This window comes from Nocardiopsis sp. EMB25 (assembly GCF_026797795.1).
Taxonomy (GTDB): Bacteria; Actinomycetota; Actinomycetes; order Streptosporangiales; family Streptosporangiaceae; genus Nocardiopsis; species Nocardiopsis lucentensis.
Genome location: NZ_JAMTDN010000001.1, coordinates 2,617,552 through 2,637,458, shown reverse-complemented (window position 1 = coordinate 2,637,458; position 19,907 = coordinate 2,617,552). Strand labels below are relative to the sequence as shown.

The 19,907-nt window shown below is 71.6% G+C and carries 14 protein-coding genes; 10 read left to right on the top strand and 4 right to left on the bottom strand.

What is annotated here, in order from left to right; all coding sequences use genetic code 11:
* Positions 1-28: 28 nt before the first annotated feature.
* A complete protein-coding gene (locus tag KIK06_RS11295) occupies positions 29-649 on the bottom strand; it encodes a uridine kinase family protein (protein WP_268643128.1) in 621 nt (206 codons plus the stop codon).
* A gap of 134 nt (positions 650-783) precedes the next feature.
* On the opposite strand from KIK06_RS11295, the gene KIK06_RS11290 reads away from it, so the two are divergent.
* From KIK06_RS11290 to KIK06_RS11255, 8 genes are all read left to right on the top strand, one after another.
* Complete coding sequence (locus KIK06_RS11290) at positions 784-1,959, top strand: ROK family transcriptional regulator (protein WP_268643127.1); 1,176 nt, start codon at positions 784-786, stop codon at positions 1,957-1,959.
* A 374-nt stretch (positions 1,960-2,333) separates the two neighbouring features.
* Positions 2,334-3,479 carry an ABC transporter substrate-binding protein gene (locus tag KIK06_RS11285; RefSeq protein ID WP_268643126.1) on the top strand — a complete coding sequence of 382 codons (1,146 nt, stop codon included), beginning with the start codon at positions 2,334-2,336 and terminating at the stop codon, positions 3,477-3,479.
* Between the two features lie 83 nt (positions 3,480-3,562).
* Entirely contained in the window at positions 3,563-4,360 is a 798-nt protein-coding gene (locus tag KIK06_RS11280; protein ID WP_268643125.1) for an ATP-binding cassette domain-containing protein, read from the top strand.
* Complete coding sequence (locus tag KIK06_RS11275) at positions 4,360-5,640, top strand: sugar ABC transporter permease (protein WP_268643124.1); 1,281 nt, start codon at positions 4,360-4,362, stop codon at positions 5,638-5,640. The genes KIK06_RS11280 and KIK06_RS11275 overlap by 1 nt, the downstream gene beginning before the upstream one ends.
* 537 nt (positions 5,641-6,177) lie before the next feature.
* Entirely contained in the window at positions 6,178-7,419 is a 1,242-nt protein-coding gene (locus KIK06_RS11270; RefSeq protein WP_017598302.1) for a styrene monooxygenase/indole monooxygenase family protein, read from the top strand.
* 63 nt (positions 7,420-7,482) lie between these two features.
* Positions 7,483-8,253, top strand: coding sequence for a sulfite exporter TauE/SafE family protein (locus tag KIK06_RS11265; RefSeq protein WP_017598301.1), 771 nt, complete (start codon positions 7,483-7,485; stop codon positions 8,251-8,253).
* 278 nt (positions 8,254-8,531) lie between these two features.
* Complete coding sequence (gene dxs / locus KIK06_RS11260) at positions 8,532-10,466, top strand: 1-deoxy-D-xylulose-5-phosphate synthase (RefSeq protein WP_017598300.1); 1,935 nt, start codon at positions 8,532-8,534, stop codon at positions 10,464-10,466.
* Positions 10,467-10,893: 427 nt separating this feature from the next.
* Positions 10,894-12,297 carry an FAD-dependent oxidoreductase gene (locus KIK06_RS11255; RefSeq protein ID WP_268643123.1) on the top strand — a complete coding sequence of 468 codons (1,404 nt, stop codon included), beginning with the start codon at positions 10,894-10,896 and terminating at the stop codon, positions 12,295-12,297.
* A 36-nt stretch (positions 12,298-12,333) separates the two neighbouring features.
* Here KIK06_RS11255 and KIK06_RS11250 read toward each other — a convergent pair whose 3' ends face one another.
* Together KIK06_RS11250 and KIK06_RS11245 are read right to left on the bottom strand one after the other, a co-directional pair.
* On the bottom strand, positions 12,334-13,179 hold the full coding sequence (locus tag KIK06_RS11250) for a neutral zinc metallopeptidase (RefSeq protein WP_017598298.1): 846 nt from the start codon (positions 13,177-13,179) through the stop codon (positions 12,334-12,336).
* Positions 13,180-13,767: 588 nt separating this feature from the next.
* Positions 13,768-14,559 carry a TetR/AcrR family transcriptional regulator gene (locus tag KIK06_RS11245; RefSeq protein ID WP_268643122.1) on the bottom strand — a complete coding sequence of 264 codons (792 nt, stop codon included), beginning with the start codon at positions 14,557-14,559 and terminating at the stop codon, positions 13,768-13,770.
* A gap of 151 nt (positions 14,560-14,710) precedes the next feature.
* Between KIK06_RS11245 and KIK06_RS11240 the strand changes: the two genes are divergently transcribed.
* Positions 14,711-16,936, top strand: coding sequence for an MMPL family transporter (locus tag KIK06_RS11240; RefSeq protein ID WP_268643121.1), 2,226 nt, complete (start codon positions 14,711-14,713; stop codon positions 16,934-16,936).
* A gap of 174 nt (positions 16,937-17,110) precedes the next feature.
* On the top strand, positions 17,111-19,327 hold the full coding sequence (locus KIK06_RS11235) for an MMPL family transporter (protein WP_268643120.1): 2,217 nt from the start codon (positions 17,111-17,113) through the stop codon (positions 19,325-19,327).
* Here KIK06_RS11235 and KIK06_RS11230 read toward each other — a convergent pair.
* Positions 19,324-19,788, bottom strand: coding sequence for a MarR family winged helix-turn-helix transcriptional regulator (locus KIK06_RS11230; RefSeq protein ID WP_026127549.1), 465 nt, complete (start codon positions 19,786-19,788; stop codon positions 19,324-19,326). The two genes, KIK06_RS11235 and KIK06_RS11230, sit on opposite strands and share 4 nt — an antisense overlap.
* Positions 19,789-19,907 lie beyond the last annotated feature (119 nt).

Here is a 19,907-nt window from a genome sequence, read left to right as displayed (position 1 = left end):
CGACGCCGACCGCGTGTCCCTCCGCCGCTCACCGCGCGGGCGCGCCGCTCCCCGAGTTGTCCACCCACAGGTCGGCGTGCTCCCGGGGGCGGTGCGCGGCGTGGAACTCGTCCTCCTGCCGTGCCCACAGGGTCCGGTAGGGGGCGTACAGGGCGGCGTCGCGACGCAGGTCCAGCCGCCGGCCCCGTTCGGCGTCGGTCGCGGCCACCCACACCAGCAGGTCGAGGTGCGCACGCACCGGCCGGGCCCCGCACCCGCAGCCCTCGACGATGAGGGTGCCGCCGTCGTCCAGTTCCGGGGAGAGCACCGTCCAGGCCTCCTCGAAACCGCCGCGCTCCCAGTCGTAGCGCCGCCAGGCCGCGCGTTCCCCACGCGCGAGCGGCTCCAGGACCCACTCCCTCAGGAACGTGTGGGCGAGCGACAGCCCGTCCCACCCCGGGTACAGATCCTCCATGGTCAGCACCGCCGACGGCTCGCCCCGCAAGGCCAGCGCGGCGCTCAGCCGCTCCGCGACGGTGCTCTTGCCCGAGCCCGAGCGCCCCTCGACCGCGACCACGCGCAAAGGCCGCCTCCGGCCCCGGGCCAGCACGGCCGAGGCCAGGCGGTCGGCCCACCGGTCGTCGCTGGTCCGCACACGTTCCACTGACACATCCCGCACCCTAGGCCATGGCCGCTGACCACGTCCTAGCAGCCTCCCCGTGTTCCGGCTTGCGTTCACTGCTTGTAGCATGCCTCACAGCAGCGCGGGGCGCTGACCGATGATCGACCACGAGGGGGAGCCGGGTGACCGACGCCACCGTGACGCCCGGATCCCAGTCCGCCCTGCGGCAGGCCAACGAACGGCGCGTCGTGGAGGTCCTGCGCCGGGACGGGACGCGTACCCAGGCGGAACTGGCCCGGGCGACCGGCCTGTCCGCCGCGAGCGTGTCCAACATCGTGCGCGGGCTGCGCGCGGCGGGCACGGTCTCGGTCCGTGACACGGCCTCCAACGGCCGGCGGGCCAGGGCGGTCACCCTGCTGCGCCCGCCGGGCGCGGTCTTGGCGGTCGACTTCACCGTGGACGGCGTCGCGGTCGGTGTGGGGGACAGCGACGGCAACCTTCTGGCGCGCGAGGAGATCGGCTACGACGTCGCCGCCGACCCCGAGCGCGGGGTGCGCCGCGCCGCGTGGCTGGCCGAGATCACCCTCCAACGGGCGCGGATCGACCTGCGCACGGTGTCCTCGGCCGTGGCCTCCGTTCCGGGCCCGGTCGACCCGGGCACGGGAGAGGTCGGGCGGATCTCGTGCGTGCCCCGCTGGACGGGCTTCCGTCCGGCCGAGGCCCTCGGCGAACGCCTCGGCGTCCCCGTGGTGGCGGAGAACGACGCCAACCTCGCGGCCCTGGCCGAACGCCGGATCGGTGCTGGTGAGGGCGCTGGCCACCTCATCCACCTGGTCATCGGGGAGGGGGTCGGCGCGGGGATCGTCCTGTCCGGGGAGCTGTTCCGCGGCGCGGGCGGCACCGCGGGCGAGATCGGGCACATCACGCTCGACCCACGTGGTCCGGTGTGCCGCTGCGGCAACCGGGGCTGCCTGGAGACCTTCGTCGGGGCGCGCTACCTGCTGGACATGCTGCCCCAGAACTCCGAGGTCGCGCGGGGCCCGGGCGGGCCCCGGGTGGCCGACGTCGTCGCGGCCGCGCGCTCCGGCGACCTGGGAAGCCGGCGCGTCATCGCGGAGGCGGGCACGGCGCTCGGCCAGGGGCTGGCCATCGCCGCCAACCTGTTCAACCCGGACCGGGTGACCGTCGGCGGCGACCTGGCTGAGGCAGGGGAGCTGCTCCTCGATCCGATGGCGCGCGCGATGGAGCTCGGGGCCCTGGGCAGCGCGCGGGAGGACCTGATCCTGATGTCGGGTGCGCTCGGTCGGGACGCGGCCCTGTACGGGGCGCTGTGGACCGCGGCGCACGTCGCCCTGTGAGACCCCGTCTTCGAGCCCTTGCGGCACTTCCCCTTCGCCCATCGTTCGCCGTCCGGATCCGCCCCGTCGCCGTCCCCGACGCCTCCGCCGCCTTCACGCGACGCCCACTCCTCGTCTCGCATACGGTGAAGCACGAGGTCAGGGCCGCTTCGGCCGGGTGAACGCGGGAACGTTCGCAATATTCTTCACATGGCGTCACACGCCCTCTTTGCTGCTCTGACCTGGGCTTTTAATATCTTTAACGGGTGAACGCAACGCTCGTGATGTTTCGGTTATGTGTTCATCAGTTGACGGCAAGCCGTCGGTGAGGTTTGACTTCACACCACCACTCGCGAGTTCCCACACCGATCCCCCGTCCAGAGAGGCACCCCGCGTTGAGCACACGACGCCCTTCCACGTCACGAGCGGCCGCCCTGGCCCTCCCGGCGGCCACCGCCGCCCTCGCACTCCTCGTCTCCGGCTGCGGCTCCCTCACCACCTCCGGTGACGACGCCGAGCGGGAGACCCACAGCCTGGAAGAGGGCTTCCACGTCGGACTCCTCCTGCCCGAGCTTCAGACAGCCCGGTACGAGGCCTTCGACCGGCCCTACTTCGAGGAGGCCCTCGCGGAGCTGTGCCCCAACTGCGAGCTCTCCTACGCCAACGCCGACCAGGACGTCGACGAGCAGCAGACGCAGGCGCAGGCCATGCTCACCGACGGTGTCGACGTTCTCGTCCTCGGCGCGGTCGACTCCGAGGCCGCCGCGGGCACGATCAACGAGGCCCAGTCCCAGGGCGTGCCCGTGGTCGCCTACGACCGCCTCGCCCAGGGCGGCGCCGACATGTACGTGTCCTTCGACAACGTCCGCGTGGGCCAGGTCCAGGGCCAGGCCCTGCTGGAGGCCATCGAGCAGGACGGCACCTCCGGGGACGGGCAGATCGTCATGATCAACGGCTCGCCCACCGACCCCAACGCCGCCGACTTCAAGGCGGGCGCCCACGAGATCCTCGACGACCAGATCGAGATCGGCCAGGAGTTCGACACCCCGGACTGGTCGCCCGACCAGGCCAACAGCCAGATGGAGGGCGCCATCACCTCCCTGGGCGTGGACGAGATCATCGGCGTCTACTCCGCCAATGACGGTATGGCCTCCGGCATCATCTCCGCCCTGCGCAGCGCGGGCGTGGAGACCGAGGACCTGCCGCCTGTCACCGGCCAGGACGCCGAGCTGCACGGTATCCAGCGCATCATCGCCGGTGAGCAGTACATGACGGTGTACAAGGCGATCCGCCCCGAGGCCCAGATCGCCGCGGCCATGGCGGTCTCCCTGGCCACCGGCGAGGACCTCGAGGCGGGCGAGTACGTCCTCACCGAGGTCGAGGACGCCGACGGTGAGACCGTTCCGGCGATCCTGCTCGACCCGATCGCGGTCACCGAGGAGAACATCGGCGACACGGTCGTCTCGGACGGTGTCTACAGCATCGAGGAGATCTGCACCGACGACTACGCCGACACCGAGTTCTGCGAAGAAGCCCTGTAGACCCACGGTGCGACGCCGCGGAGGACGGGGCGGGCCGACCGGCCCGCCCCGCTCCCCGGGGCGAGGAAAGAGACACGAGCACGATGAGCACACCCGTCCTGGAACTGTCCGGGATCTCCAAGACCTTCGGGGCCGTGCGCGCCCTCAGCGAGGTCGACTTCCACGTCGGTGCCGGAGAGGTCGTCGCCCTGCTCGGCGACAACGGAGCCGGTAAGTCCACCCTGGTCAAGGTGATCGCAGGGGCCCACCCCGCCGACAGCGGCGGGACCATCACGTGGGACGGGCAGCCGGTCACCATCGGTTCGCCCTCCGACGCCCAGCGGCTCGGCATCGCGACCATCTACCAGGATCTCGCCCTGTGCGACAACCTGGACATCGTCGGCAACCTGTTCCTCGGCAACGAACGGCTGCACTTCCCGGGCACCCTCGACGAGGTGGCCATGGAGAGCCGGGCCCGGGAACTCCTGGACTCCCTCTCGGTGCGCATCCCCGACCTGCGCGTCCCCGTCTCCGGCCTGTCCGGCGGTCAGCGCCAGATCATCGCCATCGCCCGCTCCCTGCTGGGACAGCCCCGCGTCGTCATGCTCGACGAGCCGACCGCCGCGCTGGGAGTCGCCCAGACCGCGCAGGTCCTCGACCTCATCGAGCGCCTGCGTGACCAGGGCCTGGGAGTGGTACTGATCAGCCACAACATGGCCGACGTGCGCGCGGTCGCCGACCGTGCCGTGGTGTTGCGGCTGGGCCGCAACGCCGGGGACTTCCCCATCGCGGAGACCAGCTACGAGGAGATCGTGGCCGCTATCACCGGCGCCGCGGACAACCCGGTCACCCGCCGCTCCGAACGTACCGGCGCCTCCGCCGTGGCCACGAAGGACCACTGATGACCCAGCAGACACACCTCACACAAGAGGACACCACCACCGCAGGGGCCCCCGCCGAGGCCGCACGCGACCCCCGGCTGCTCGTCACCGCGGCCTCGCCGCGCGGCTGGCTCCAGGTCCTGCGACGCAACGTGCGCGGCGGCGAGCTCGGGCCGATCCCGGTCGTCATCGGGCTGATCCTGATCGGCATCGTCTTCCAGTCGATGAACGACCGGTTCCTGTCCCCACAGAACCTGTCCAACCTCACCGTGCAGATCGCCGCCATCGGCCTGATGACCACCGGCGTGATCATGGTCCTGCTGCTGGGCGAGATCGACCTGTCCATCGGATCGGTCGCCGGTCTGGCCGCCGCCGTGCTGGCGGTGCTCGCCGTGCGGTACGGACTCCCGGAATGGCTGGCGATCCTCGCGGCCCTCGGGGTGGGCCTCGTGATCGGCCTCATCCACGGGGTGATCTTCGCCAAGGTCGGCGTACCCGCCTTCGTCGTCACCCTCGCCGGTCTGCTGGGCTGGCAGGGTGTGCACCTCTACCTCATGGGCAACGACGGGACCATCAACACCAGTTCGACGGGTCCGATCGCGCTCCTGACCCAGACCTACTTCGTTCCGGTCGTCGGCTGGGCCATCGTGCTGGTGGTCCTGGCCCTGTACCTGCTCTCCGTCCTGACCGTCGAGAGCAAGCGGCGCCGGTCGGGGCTGCCCAACCGGGCGCCGGTCGAGGTCCTGGCCCGGACCGCTCTGCTGGCGCTCCCGCTGGTCGGCGGTGTGTGGATGCTCAACCAGTACAAGGGCGTCCCCCTGGCCTTCCTCATCTTCGTCGGCTTCGTGGCGGTGCTGGACCTGGTCCTGCGCAAGACCCGTTACGGCCGCATGGTCTACGCGGTGGGCGGCAACGCCGAGGCGGCCCGCCGCGCGGGCATCAACGTGGACCTCATCCGCGTGTCGGTGTTCGGTATCGCCTCCGCGCTGGCCGCGCTCGGCGGGATCATGCTGGCGTCGCGCAACTTCGCGGCGAGCGTGTCCACCGGTGGCGGCGCGGAGCTGATGATGGCCATCGCGGCGGCGGTGATCGGCGGCACGAGCCTCTTCGGCGGGCGCGGCAACGCCTACTCCGCCCTCCTCGGCGGGCTGGTCCTGGGCGCGATCACCTCCGGTCTGCTGCTGCTCCAGATGGACACCTCGGTCCGGTTCATGATCACCGCCGCGGTGCTGCTCATCGCGGTGATCCTGGACGCGGTCTCCCGACGGGGCCGCAAGACCCACGCGCGGGGCGGCGCATAGAAGGGGCCGGCGCGCCCGAGCCCACCATTCCTCCGGGAGGAGCCTCGTCTCCTCCCCTCCCCAGGGCGGCTCACTCCACTCCCGGCCGCCCCACGCCCCGGCCCGGCCGCTCCCGCCGGGCCGGGGCCCACCCCTTTCTGTGAACTCCGTCTCCCCGCGTCCGAGGCGGTGAACGCCGCGCGGACGCGGCCGGTCGGGTCGGTGGCCGACGGGTGAGGCGTTGGAGTCCGCTCCGCGTCCGCACGGCGGGGCGCCGCCGCGCGGGTGCCGTGAACTGCGCCGACGCCGTGCCGGTGGGATCGCGCGACACCAAGCGCGGCCGACGGCCGGCTGAGGGCTGAGGCGCCCGCCCCGAGGGTCCGTCGGCCCGTTCCCCGGGGTGGATCGGGCCCCCGCGAAGCCGCTGCTAGGTTCGTCGCGATCGATCACCCAGTCCAAGAACCACCCGCCCACGAGGCGGCTCCCGACCATGCCCGGATACCGTTCGTCCCCATCCGGCGGGTCACGGGGGACGCCCGTTCCAGGAGATTGAAGAGCATGCGCAGGATCCTCGTCGTCGGCGCCGGACAGTCCGGCCTCCAACTCGCCCTCGGTCTGCTCGCGGAGGACTACGACGTCACCCTGGTCGGTGCCAGCGGGCCGGAGGAACTCCGCGCGGGGCCCGTACTGTCCACCCAGTGCCTGTTCGGACCAGCGCTGCGGCGCGAACGCCGGCACGGCCTGTCGCTCTGGCGCGACCGCGCCCCCCTCGTCGAGGGCGTCGGCGTCCGGGTCGCCGACCCCGCGGGGGGAGGAGTCCCCGACGTCTCCTGGGTGGGCCGGTTGGACGAACCCGCCCAGTCGGTGGACCAGCGGCTCACGCTGTCCGCCTGGTTGGACCTGTTCGTCGCGCGCGGCGGCCGCTTCCTTCGCCACCGCGTCGACGTCGACGGACTGGAGGAGCTCGCACGGGAGCACGACCTGGCCGTCGTCGCCGCGGGACGGGGCGAGCTGGCGCGGATCTTCCCCCGTGACACGACGCGCTCGCGCTTCGACGCGCCCCAGCGCGCTCTGACGGTCGCCTACGCCACCGGGGTCCACCCCCACCCCGACGGCTCGGTCCTCAGCCGCAGCGCGGTTCCGGGGCTCGGCGAGGTGGTCAGCCTGCCCGTGTACTCGCTCGCCGGACCCTGCCACGCGGTGATGGTCGAGGCCGTGCCCGGCGGCCCCATGGACCGGCCCGTGCCCTCCGGCGCCTCGGCCGGGGCGGTGCTCGTGGGTCTGCTGGACGTCCTCCGTCGGTACGCGCCCTGGGAGTACGAGCGCTTCGCCGACGCCGTCCCCGCCGACCCGAGGGCCGCTCTGCGCGCCTTCTACGCGCCCGTCGTGCGCGAACCGGTCGCCCGGCTGCCCCACGGCACGGCGGTCCTGGGGATGGCCGACACGGTGGTCGCCAACGACCCCGTCACCGCGCAGGGCGCCAACATGGCCTCCCTGTGCGCCGACGTCTACCGCCGCGCGATCGTCGACCACGGTCCGCGGCCGTTCGACGAGGCGTTCATGCGCGACACGTTCGCCTCCTACTGGCGCCACGCGCGGCACGTGACCGCGTGGAGCAGGGTCATGCTCTCCGGCCCCCGGCACGTGTGGGAGCTGTTCCGCCTCGCGCAGGAGGACCAGGCGACCGCCGACCGGTTCGCCAACTCCTTCAGCGATCCGAGCGGTCTCATCGAGTGGTTCCTGCACCCGGAGCGGGCCATGGAGTACGCGGACGGGGTCCGCCACCTCAGCCGCGCTTGATCATCCCATCAACCGACCTCGCAATTCCGACCTGGTGGGTGGACATGTAGCGTCAGCCCCCTCATGTACACAGATCTCCTGGAACCCGTGTCCGCCGGACCCCTCGGGAACGCGGACACCTGGGTCTTCGTCGTCCTGGCCGGAACCGCGGTCCTCGCGGGCGCGGCCGTGCAGAGTACGGTCGGCCTCGGTCTCGGCCTGGTCGCGGCCCCGGTCATCTCCTTCCTGGACCCCACCCTCATGCCGGGGGCGATGCTCATCGCCGCGGTCCTGCTCCCCGTGCTCACGCTGGTGCAGGAGTGGGGGCACGTGGACTGGAGGGGGGTGGCCTGGGGCCTGCCCGCCCGCCTGCCCGGAACGCTGGCGGGTGTGTGGGTCGTCGCCACCCTCCAACCCCGGGCTCTGGCCGGACTGGTCGGCGCCATGGTGCTCACCGCGGTCGTGTTGTCGGTGTGGTCCTTCCGGGTGCGCGTCACCCCGGTCTCCCTCGTGGTCGCGGGGTGTCTGTCCGGGTTCGCGGGCACGGCGACCTCCGTGGGCGGGCCTCCGATGGCGCTGGTCTACCAGCACGAGCCACCCTCGCGCGTGCGGGCCACCCTGGCGGCCTTCTTCCTGCTCGGGGCGAGTGTCTCCCTGGCCGCGCTCGGGGCGGGCGGCCAGCTCGACGTCCGGACGGCCGTCGTGGGTGTGGCCGCCCTCCCGTTCGTCGGAGCCGGCTTCGCCCTCGGCAACGTCGTGCGCCGTCGGATCGACGGAGCGAGGCTGCGCGTGGCGATGCTCTGTGTGGTGACGGTCTCGGCGATCGGCCTGCTCGGGCAGGCTTTTCTTGGCTAGCGTCGTGGGGGGGAGGGCAATACTCCGCTCCGGAGCGAGTAATCTACGCCAAAACCCGTGTGGGGCCGATGTCCCGTACACATCGTCCGCCCGGAGCGTGCCGGGGCCGCACCCGGCTGCGACAAGGGTCTTGTCCCATCCGCATCCGGGGTACGACCCGTGGACACAGCCTCATAAACTCGGGTATGTATACCTGCCGGTAGCCAATTTCTGGCCAGGTCAGCGGCCGGGGTCGGCAAACTCAGGCGAACACGTTGGACGAGGGGACTGACGAGACAGTGGCACTGTTCGAGTCGATACACAATCCGGAAGCTCTCAAGAAGCTCCCGGCCGACCAGCTTCCAGTGCTGGCGCGGGAGATCAGAGACTTCCTGGTCGACTCCTGTGCCCAGACCGGCGGCCACCTCGGACCCAGCCTCGGCGTGGTCGAACTGACCATCGCCCTGCACCGGGTCTTCGACTCACCCAAGGACCCCATCCTCTTCGACACCGGTCACCAGGCCTACGCGCACAAGGTCATCACCGGTCGCCACGACTTCTCCAACCTCAAGTCCGAGGGCGGTCTGTCCGGGTACCCCTCCCGTGCCGAGTCCGAGCACGACTTCATCGAGAACTCGCACGCCTCCACCGCCCTGTCCTACGCCGACGGCATGGCCCGCGCCAACGAGGTCCGGGGCCGTGACGACCGCACCGTCGTCGCGGTGATCGGCGACGGAGCCCTCACCGGCGGTATGGCCTGGGAGGCGCTCAACAACATCGCGGAGCGCAAGAACCGGCGCCTGGTCGTGGTGGTCAACGACAACGGCCGTTCCTACTCGCCGACCCGGGGCGGGATCGCCGACCACCTGGCCTCTTTGCGTCTGACGCCCGGATACGAGCAGGCGCTCGACCTGGCCAAGTCCACGCTGAACCGGACTCCCGTGGTCGGCCAGCCGCTCTACGAGGCCCTCCACGGCCTCAAGAAGGGCGTCAAGGACGCCATCCAGCCGCAGATGATGTTCGAGGACCTCGGTCTCAAGTACCTCGGCCCCATCGACGGCCACGACGAACCCGCCCTGGAGAAGGCGCTGCGCCGCGCCCGCGACTTCGGCGGACCCGTGATCGTCCACTGCATCACGCAGAAGGGCAAGGGCTACGCTCCCGCCGAGAACCACGACGAGGACCAGTTCCACGCCCCCGGCCCCTTCGACGTCAGCACCGGCCAGGCCAAACCCGGCCCCAAGGTCGAGAAGTGGACCTCGGTCTTCGGCGAGACCATGGTGGAGATCGGTGCCGAGCGCGAGGACGTCGTCGCCATCACCGCCGCCATGCTCTACCCCACCGGTCTGAACAAGTTCGCCGCGGCCTACCCCGACCGCTGCTTCGACGTCGGCATCGCCGAACAGCACGCCGCCACCGCCGCCACCGGCATGGCCATGAACGGCCTGCACCCCGTGGTCGCCGTCTATGCCACGTTCCTCAACCGGTGCTTCGACCAGGTGCTCATGGACGCCGCGCTGCACCGGCAGGGCGTCACCTTCTGCCTGGACCGCGCCGGTGTGACCGGCAACGACGGCGCCAGCCACAACGGCATGTGGGACATGTCGATCCTCCAGGTCGTGCCCGGCCTGCGCCTGGCCGCCCCGCGTGACGCCGAGCGCCTGCGCCGCCTCCTGCGCGAGGCCGTCGCGGTCCAGGACGCCCCCACGGTCGTGCGCTACCCCAAGGGCGCGGTCGCCGAGCACCTGGACGCGATCGGCCGGGTCGGCTCCATGGACCTGCTCCGCCGGGCCACCGAGGGCGGCCGTTCCAAGGATCTGCTCGTCGTCGGTGTCGGCAGCATGGCCCAGGTGGCCTGTGAGGTAGCCGACCGGATGGCCGACCAGGGCATCGGCGTCACCGTCGTCGACCCGATGTGGGTCAAACCGCTGGACGAGGCCCTGGTCGCCGAGGCCGCCGAGCACAGCGTCGTCGCGGTCATCGAGGACAACGGCCGTACCGGTGCCGTCGGCGACGCCGTCGCCCGCCTGCTTCGCGACCACGACGTCGACGTGCCCGTCCGCACGTTCGGCATCGAGCAGGAGTTCCTCGACCACGCCAAGCGCGACCGCATCCTCCAGCAGCAGGGCCTGACCCCCCAGGAGCTGTCCCGCAAGCTCACCGAGACCGTTTCCCGCCACACCGAGTCCGCTGAGGACTCCGACGGCCGCGCGCTGACCGGAGACAAGGCCTAGGCTGTACCTGATGTGGTCCGCCGCTTCGCTTTGGACCGTGTTCGGGCGCCCACGCGGCCAGGGATGCTTCATCCTCGGCGGCGCCTGTCGCTCGTTCCTCGCTCGCGGCTTGCCTCGTCTTGCAGCACCCTGGCGGCGCCCGAACGACAAACCCCCTGGGTTCGCCGCTTCGCCTCGGACCGTGTTCGGGCGCCCACGCGGCCAGGGATGCCTGCCCGCCCGTCGCCCGCCACCACCCTCGACGGAGAGCCTTCGGCTCCGGTACCCCCCGCTTCGTCGCCCGCCACCGCCCGGGGGCCGCTCCGCGGCGGGGCGGGCGCTTCGGGGTGACCGCTTGCCTCACCGGAATCAGACGTAGGGGCGCCCCCACGCCGGGGCGCCCTTCGCGTGTGCGGACCACCGGGCCCGGAGCTGCAAGAATGGGCGCATGACGGCTCCCGAACCCGACCAGCAGCGCACCGAGGACACCGAGCCGCTCCGGGTGGCGGTGATCGGCTCCGGCCCGGCGGGCATCTACGCGGCCGACGCGCTCACCCGGCAGCACCGCGTCCCCGTCCGGGTGGACGTCATGGACCGGCTGCCCACCCCGTACGGCCTGGTCCGCTACGGCGTGGCCCCCGACCACACCAGGATCAAGGGCGTGGCCCGCGCCCTGAGCAAGGTCCTGGAACACCCGCACGTACGCTTCGTCGGCGGCGTCGAGTTCGGGGACACCCTCACCCGCGCCCACCTCGCCCGCACCCACCACGCCGTGGTCTACGCGACCGGCGCCAGCGTCGACCGCCACCTGGGTGTGCCCGGTGAGGACCTGCCCGGCAGCGTCGCCGCCACCGACTTCGTCAACTGGTACTGCGGCCACCCCGACAGCGAACTGGAGCGGTTCGTCCTGGGCGCGCAGGAGGTCGCCGTCGTCGGGGCGGGCAACGTCGCCCTCGACGTGGCACGCATCCTGGTCAAGACCGCCGACGAACTCCGGCACACCGACATCCCCCAGCCCGTCCTGGAGGCCCTGGCGGCCAGCCGCGTCCGCACCGTCCACCTGCTCGCCCGGCGCGGCCCCCTCCAGGCGAAGTTCACCGCGCCCGAACTGCGTGACCTGCTCGCACTACCGGACGTCGACGTGATGGTCCCCGCCGACCAGGTCGCCATCGACCCCGCCGACGTGGGAGGCCCCGCCCCCGAACTGCACCAGGTGGCCCGCGCGGCCCGCACCAACCTGCGGTTGCTCTCGGACCAGGCGCGGCGCGCTCCACGCGGGTGCGAGCGCCGCGTCCACCTGCACTTCTGGGTGCGCCCGGAGGAGATCCTGGGCACTGACCGGGTCACCGGCGTCCGCCTGGAGCACACCCGTCTGGGGGCGGACGGGCATCTGGTGGGGACGGGGGAGACCACGGTCCTCGACACCGGGATGGTGCTGCGTTCGGTGGGCTATGCGGGGGTCCCCCTGCCAGGCGTGCCCTTCGACCCGGTCGAGCGGACCGTTCCGCAGAAGGAGGGCCGCGTACTGGACCCGAGTGGTCGGCCGGTCCGCGGAGACTACGTGGCCGGGTGGATCAAGCGCGGTGCCACCGGGGTGATCGGGACCAACAAGTCCGACGCGGCCGGAACCGTCCGCTCCCTGCTCGACGACGCGTCCGCGCTGCGGTCGGGCGCGTCCGAGCTGGTCCCCCTGGAGACGGTGCTGGACGAGCTCGGGATCGTCCACAGCGGGTACGGCGACTGGCTGCGCATCGACAGCGCCGAGGCCGAGCAGGCCGAGGAGCTGGACCGCGGCGAACGGGTCAAACTGCACGGCTGGGGGGCCTACCGCGACGTCATCGGGGGCGGCTGACCGCCACCGCGGTGGCGGTCGGGGCGGCGGTTCCGCTCAGGAGACCCGGTCCTCGTCCGCACCGTAGGTGTTGCAGCCCTCCACGGTCCCGCGCGACCAGCCCTCCTCCAGCCAGAACGACCGGTTGACCGCGCTGCCGTGCGTGTCCAGGTCGCCACCGCTGTTGAAGTGCTCGTCGACCACGTCCAGGGCGTCCGCGTCCCCGTCCATGATCGCTCGCAGGCCGACCCCGGCCATGCACTCGGCCTGGAGTTCGGTGCGGCGCAGCGCGTCCAGTTCCTCGTTCTCGTCCTCGGCCTTGACACGCATGTCGTAGGAGAGGTCGAGGATGCCGGTCGCGAACTGGACGTGGTGGCCGTACTCGTGCCCCATCAGGGCGACCCAGACCTCCTCCTGGTCCTCCGCTGGGATGAACGCGCCGAGCTCGCGGACGTTGGGCAGGACGACGGTGATGCGCGTGTAGTCGCCCTCGTAGTAGGCGAGTGTGTAGCCCTCCTCGTCACCGGAGTCGGGTGACTCGAGGGTGACGGTGATCTCCGGCGTCTCGGGGGAGAGCCCGAGCTCGTCCATGACCGGGTTCCACAGCGCGTCCAGACATGTTCCGGTCGCGTTGGCGAACTCCTCCCACGACTCGTCCGAGTCCATGTCCAACTCGGGGGTGTCGCACTCGACCGCGGTCGGTGTCGCGACCGCGTACAGGGGGTGGTCGACGAGGTCGACCTCCACCGGGTTCGGGGCCGCGACCAGCGCTGTGTCGTAGTACGCCCCCAGGTCGGCGCCGCCCGCCGACGGGTCCTCCCGGGGGGTGTTGACCACGGTCACGACACTGGCGGCGAGCGCCGCGAGCGCGACCGCGGCCGCGACGGAGGTTCCGAAGAGCACGCTCGTACCGCCGCGGTGACGCGGGGGAGGCTGCGGCGCGGCCCACATGTGCGGCGGAGCCCAGGCCTGTTGCGGTGCCCACCCCCCATGGGGGGGAGCTCCCTGCGGGTGCGAAGCGCCCAAACCCTGGTAGGCGCCCGGGTGGGGAGCCGGGCCCGGCCACGGGTGGGGGGTCGGCTGGAGGACCTGGGGCGCGCCGTGGGGGTAGCCGACCGGCGGGTGGGGGCCGGGGGCGGTCGTGGGTGGCGCCGGCGGGCCGGGGGGCGTCCGGACGCCTGTGGCGGTCGGTGGGGTGTGGGGCGGAGCGGTTGGGGGAGCGGGTGGTGTGGGGCCGGGGAAGGGGGTGTGCGTCTGGGGTGCGGGGGCGGCGGGGTTCGGGGAGGGCTCCGGAGTGGGGGGTTGGGGGTTCTCGGTGGGGGCGGTGTCGGCGGGGTGGGGCCGTTCGGTCGGGGGTTCCTCGCTCCCGGGGCCGTCACCGCCGGGTTGGTTCTCCACGGGTCCGTCCTCCCTCTCGTGCCGACGCGCGCTGGAGATGGCCGGACCCGCCCGGGCGAATCCGGCAAGCACGGCGAACCTCCAGTATGGGGTCTAACCGGGAGTGCTGAGGGTGGAGGGTGAGCTATCCCCCGGCGGCTCGTATCGCACGCCCAGGTCCGCCAACACGGTGTGAAGCTCGGACTCGAAGAGTGGTTCCAGGTCGCTCATGACGATGCTCATGTGGTCGAACACCTCCATACACACCACTCCGTAGAGTCGGACCCAGCACGAGGTGAGCACCATGACCGCCTCCACCGGGATGTGCGGGGCGGAGAACCCGCAGCTCTCGGCGAAGGAACGCAGCTCACGGTCGAGCTCGGGCGTGACGTGCTCGCTGTCGGGCAGGGTGAAGCGGCGCTCGACCAGCAGTCGGTCGAAGAGCGTGTAGAAGGTGGCGGCGAAGCGCCGCGCGGCCTCCAGCCCCGGGGTGATGTCCGCGTTCGGATCCAACCTGGCCCTCGGCCCGAACATGACCGCGAACTCGCTCCGGTGGTCGATCGCCCAGGAACGGAAGGCGCGCAGTGAGGTGAGGATGCGCCGGTCGGTGTCCTTGTCGGGGACGCTGGCGTCGGCCGCGGCGACGGCGTCGGCCAGTTCGTCGAACATATCGGCCGTGATGGCGATGAGCAGGGCGTCGATCCCCGACACGTAGCGGTACAGCCCGGGCGCGGTCATCCCCATCTCACGGGCGATGGCGCGCAGGGAGACCCCCGAGGGGCCGTGTTCGACGAGGTGGCGTCGGGCGATCGCCTTGATCTCGGCGAGTGTGGCTTCGCGCACACGTTCGCGGCGGCTCAGTGTGCTCTGCTCCGCGCGGCCTCGGGCGACCTGCGGTTTCGTCATGTGCTGCACTACACCCCGTCTCAGGGCGCCAGGTCCGTGGCGCTGTGGTTCTCATCGGCGATATTGACATCGTAATGGGCGCACGCTTTAGTGAACACCGTTAGCAAACGCCGTTCACCACCATGAAGCATGTTCACTGAGAGGGCGTCGCATGCCGACACACCCGGGCCTCTTCGGCCGACTGGGCCTGTCCGTACACCGGCGGCGATGGTGGGTGCTGGTGGCCACCGGCCTCTTCGCCGCGTTCGCCGTCGTCTGGGGTGCGGGGGTCTTCTCCGACGTCAGTGAGAGCGGGTTCGAGGACCCGGGCGCCGAGTCCTCACGCGCCACCGAACTGCTCCAGGAGGAGCTCGGCCACGACGACATCGACATCGTCGCCGTCTTTCGCAGTGACGAGATGCGGGTGACCAACCCCACCTTCGCCGCCGCGGTCGGGCGCGTCACCGACGACCTTCCCGAGGACCTGGTCGCCTCCTACGACGTCTACACGGACGAGAGCCTCGGCGACATCGAGCGCGGCATGCTCGTCTCCGAGGACCAGCACGCCACCTACGTGCCCGTGACCCTGAGCGGGGAGACCCACGCCGAGCGGCTCCACCAGTACGGGGAGGTCGCCGAGGTCCTGGAGTCCGGGCCGTTGGAGACCCGCCTCGGCGGTCCCGTCGGCGTCGAGAACGAACTGTCGGCCACTGCTGAGGGCGACATCGTCCGCGCCGAGCTGTTCACCCTGCCGGTCCTGCTGTTCCTGCTCGTGCTCATCTTCGGCGGGCTCGTCGCCGGGCTGGTACCGCTCAGCGTCGGCGGCCTGGCCATCCTCGGCTCCCTCACCCTGCTGCGCGCCCTGACCCATGTCACCGAGGTGTCGGTGTTCGCGGTCAACGTCGCCACCATCCTCGGTCTGGGGCTGGCGATCGACTACGGGCTGTTCATGGTCAGCCGCTTCCGGGAGGAGCTGGACCGGGGCGCGTCCATCCCCCACGCGGTCGGACGCACCGTGGACACCGCCGGACGTACCGTGGCCTTCTCCGGCGTCACCGTCGGTATCGCCTTCGCCGGGCTCCTCTTCTTCCCCCAGCCGATCTTGAAGTCGATCGGCTGGGGCGGTATCGCCGTCGTCGTGTTCGACCTGCTCGCGGCCCTGGTGTTCCTGCCCGCGCTGCTGTCCGTGGTCGGGCGGCGCATCGACCGGCTGCGGCTGCCCCTGCCGACCCGTACCGTCACCGGGGCGGTCCGCGACGGGGCCGGCGCGTGGGCGCGTCTGGCCCGCACGGTGATGCGCGGCCCGGCGGTGTCCCTGGTCGCGGTCGGCGGTGTGCTGCTGGTCTTGAGCTCGGGGCTGTGGGCGACCGAGCTGGGTTCCACGGATCAGCGCTACCTGCCCGAGGACGCCTCCAGCCGGATCGCCACCGAGGCGCTGGAGGAGGACTTCCCCGCCGGTGGGCTGGGGCGGTTGCACGTGGCCGTCGTCGGTCAGGTCGCGGAAGACGACCTGACCGAGTACGCCGAACGGTTGGAGGGACTGTCGTCCAGGGTCGCGCTCTCCCGCGTCGAGCGCACCGGTGAGGACGTCGCGCACGTGCTGGTCGCCTACGAGGGGGCGATCGACGCCCCGGAGACCGGGCGGCTGGTGCGCGACATCCGGGCCGAACCGCTGCCCGAGGGTGCCGAGGAGGCCCTGGTGGGCGGGGTGGCCGCCCGGCAACTGGACAACGTCACGGCGATCGTCGACGCGGCCCCCACGACCGTCGTCTTCGTCGCCACGGCCACCCTGGTCCTGCTCTTCCTCGCCTTCGGTTCCGTGGTGCTGCCGATCAAGGCCGTGCTCATGGGCGCGCTGTCGCTCGGCGCCTCTCTGGGCGTGGTGGTCCTGGGCTTCCAGGAGGGCGCGTTCGGCGGGCTGCTGGGTTTCGACGCCGTGGGCACCATCGACCCGACCTACCTGGTGCTCATCACCATCGTCTCCTTCGGCCTGGCGATGGACTACGAGCTGTTCCTGCTCAGCCGGGTGCGGGAGGAGTACCTCAGGACGGGGGACAACACGCACGCGGTCGCGACGGGCCTGCAGCGCACGGCGCGCATCATCACGAGCGCCGCGCTCCTGCTCGTGGTCGTCCTGCTGGCCATGGGCACCTCGGGCCTGCTCTTCCTGAAGATCATCGGCGTCGGCCTGGCCATCGCCGTGGTGGTGGACGCCAGCCTGGTCCGGGCGGTGATGGTGCCCGCGACCATGCGGCTGCTCGGCGACCTCAACTGGTGGCTGCCGCGCCCGTTGCGCTGGCTGCACGACCGGGTGGGCATCTCCGAGGGCGGCGCCGAGGACGACGGAGAGGCACCCGCGGCCCCGACCGAGCCGCTGCGGGTGCCCGAGCGCGTGTAGGGCCGCGGCGACACCGAAGCCGAGAACAGGGGCCGTCCCAGAAGGGGCGGCCCCTCGTCGTGTGCGCGGTACCGGTGGAAAATCATATGCAGTTCATACTATCTTTTTCATCGATCGTATGAATTACCTATCGTTTGTGCCGACGCGGACCCCCGGCACCGGAAGGCGGACACCATGGCCACACCACCGACCACAGCTCTCCGCGCGCCCCAGGACGCCTCTCCACCGAACGGCGCCGGACCGCTGGGCGGGCTCGGCGCCGTGATCGCGCGCCACCCCCGGCGCGTGCTCCTCGCGGCGGCCCTCCTCGGGGCCATCGGCCTGCTCCTGGCCCCCGGCGCCATGGAACGGCTGCTGCTCAGCCGGTTCGAGAGTCCCGGGTCGGAGTCCCTGCGGGTCGAACGGGAACTCGAACGGACGTTCGGCGAGGGGAAACACCACTTCCTGGTCCTGGTGACCGCGCGCTCCGGGTCGGTGGACGACCCCGAGGTCGCCGAGGCCGCCAGCGACCTGGAGGCGGAACTGGACAACCACCCCGCCGTGGCGGAGGCCGCCTCCTACTGGTCGCGCGGCGGTTCACCGGCCATGCGCTCCGACGACGGGTCCCAGGCCCTGATCACCGTCCGCATGAACGGAAGCGTCACCGAAGCCCGGACGGCTCTGGCCGACCTCTCACCGGGCCTCGCGCGCGACGACGGGACCATCCGCGCCGAGGCCGGCGGAGGGGACGAGATCTTCCGTCAGGCTGCTGAACAGGCGCGTGCCGACTTCCTCCTCGCCGAGGCGATCATCCTGCCCCTGGTGTTCGCGCTCCTGCTGGCCCTCTACCGGCGGGTGTCGGTGGCGGCCCTGACGCTGGGCGCGGGGGTGTACGCGGTCGTCCTCGCCCTGGCCGTCCTGCGCGGGGTCACGTACCTGGCCGAGGTGTCCACGTTCGCCGCCAACCTGAGCCTGGTGATGGGGATCGGGCTGGGGGTGGACTACGGCCTGTTCGTCATCACGCGCTTTCGCGAGGAGCTGGCGCGGGGGAGCGCCGTCGCGGACGCGGTCGCCACATCCGTGGCCAGGGCCGGGCGCACCGTGGCGTTCAGCGGGGCGGCGGTCGCGGTGGCCCTGTCGTGCCTGCTGCTCTTCCCCTTCCCCTTCCTCCGGTCCTTCGCCTACGCCGGTGTGGCGACCGTGGCGACCTCCGTGTTCGCCGCGCTGGTGGTCCTGCCCGCGGCTCTGTCCCTGCTCGGCCACCGTGTCCGCCCCCGCCGCGAGCCCGGGCCGGACGCGGGGTTCTGGCACGGGCTCTCGCTGCGGATGGCGCGCCGCCCCCTGATGTACGGGGTGCCCGCCCTGGCGGCGGTCCTGCTGCTGGCCGCTCCCGCGCTCGGACTGAACTTCGGCCTGCCCGACGCCCGGGTCCTGCCCGAGGGTGTCTCCAGCCGCGACGTCCAGGACCGGATCGAGGCTGGTTTCTCCTACGAGGAGATGGACGCCGTCCAGGTCCTGGTGGACCTGCCGAGCGGTGACGAGGAGGTCGTCGACGCCTACGCCGCAGACCTCTCACGAGTCGAGGGTGTGTACCAGGTGGACGCGCTCACCGGGCGCTACGCCGACGGGGAACGGATCCTGGCGCCCGAGCCCGGGGCCGCCGACCGGTTCGGATCCTTCGAGGAGACCTGGTTCTCCGCCGTCCCCGAGGCCGGGGCCCTGGACGACACCGCAGACCTGATCGAGCGGATCCGAGCGGTCCCGGCGCCCGGGGAGGCGCGGATCGGTGGCTATCCGGCCGACCTCACGGACTTCCGTGAGGCGCTCCTCGACCGCGTTCCGCTGGTGTTCGGGCTCGTCCTCGCGGTCACCTTCGTCATCCTGTTCCTGATGACGGGAAGCATCCTGCTCCCGGCCAAGGCGATCGTGCTCAACGTGCTGAGTCTGGCGGTGATGTTCGGGGTGATGGTCTGGATCTTCCAGGAGGGGAATCTGTCCGGGGCCCTGGGCTTCACAGCCGACGGGACCCTGGAGGTCAGCTTCCCGATCCTGATGTTCTGCGTCGCCTTCGGGCTGTCCATGGACTACGAGGTGTTCATGATGTCGCGGATCAAGGAGGAGTACGACCGTACCGGTGACACCACCGCGGCCGTGGCGGCCGGTCTGCAGCGCAGCGGTCCGCTGGTCACGGCGGCCGCGGTGATCCTGGCGGCGTCCTTCGCCACGTACGCGTTCTCCGACGTGCTGTACCTGAAGATGCTGGCGATCGGCATGGCGGCGGTGATCCTGGTGGACGCCACCCTGATCCGAGGCGTGCTGGTGCCGGTGTTCACCCGCCTGGCCGGGCGCGCCAACTGGTGGGCGCCCGCGCCGCTGGCGCGGTTCCATGCCCGGTTCGGCCTGTCCGACTAAGCGTCCTTGGTGACGCGGGGGTGCGTGGTGAGCAGACGGCCGGACAGGTCGTGCAGCGCCCGCACCTCCTCCGCGGCCAGGGGGGCGAACAGTTCGGCCTCGGCGCGGGAGACGGCCTCGCGCGCCTCGTCCAGGTGTCGCCGCGCCCGCTCGGTCGGCGTGACGATGTACCGGCGGCGGTCACGCGGGTTGCGCTCCCGGGCGACCAGCCCCTGTTCCTCCAGGTCGTCGATGAGGCCGACCATGACGTTGGGGTCGATACCCAGGACCCGGCTCAGCTCCTTCTGCGAGGGGGCGGCCATGGAGTCGGCCGCCGCGAGGACGTGGAACTGGCGGGCGCTGATCCCCAGCGGCTCGAAGATCCGCGCGGTCGTGGCCTGCGCCAGTTCCCCGAGCTTGATCAACCGGAAGCCGGTGGTGTTCCACATGGGGGTGTCCCACCCGGCCGCATTCTCCGTCATCGGTCACCCTCACCAGCTCGATCGTCGGTGCACACGATCATAGGGAATGCGGAGCGATCGGTGGCGGACGCGCGGACGGGCCCGGCGTCCCAGAGGGGAGCCGGGCTCACCGGGACTTC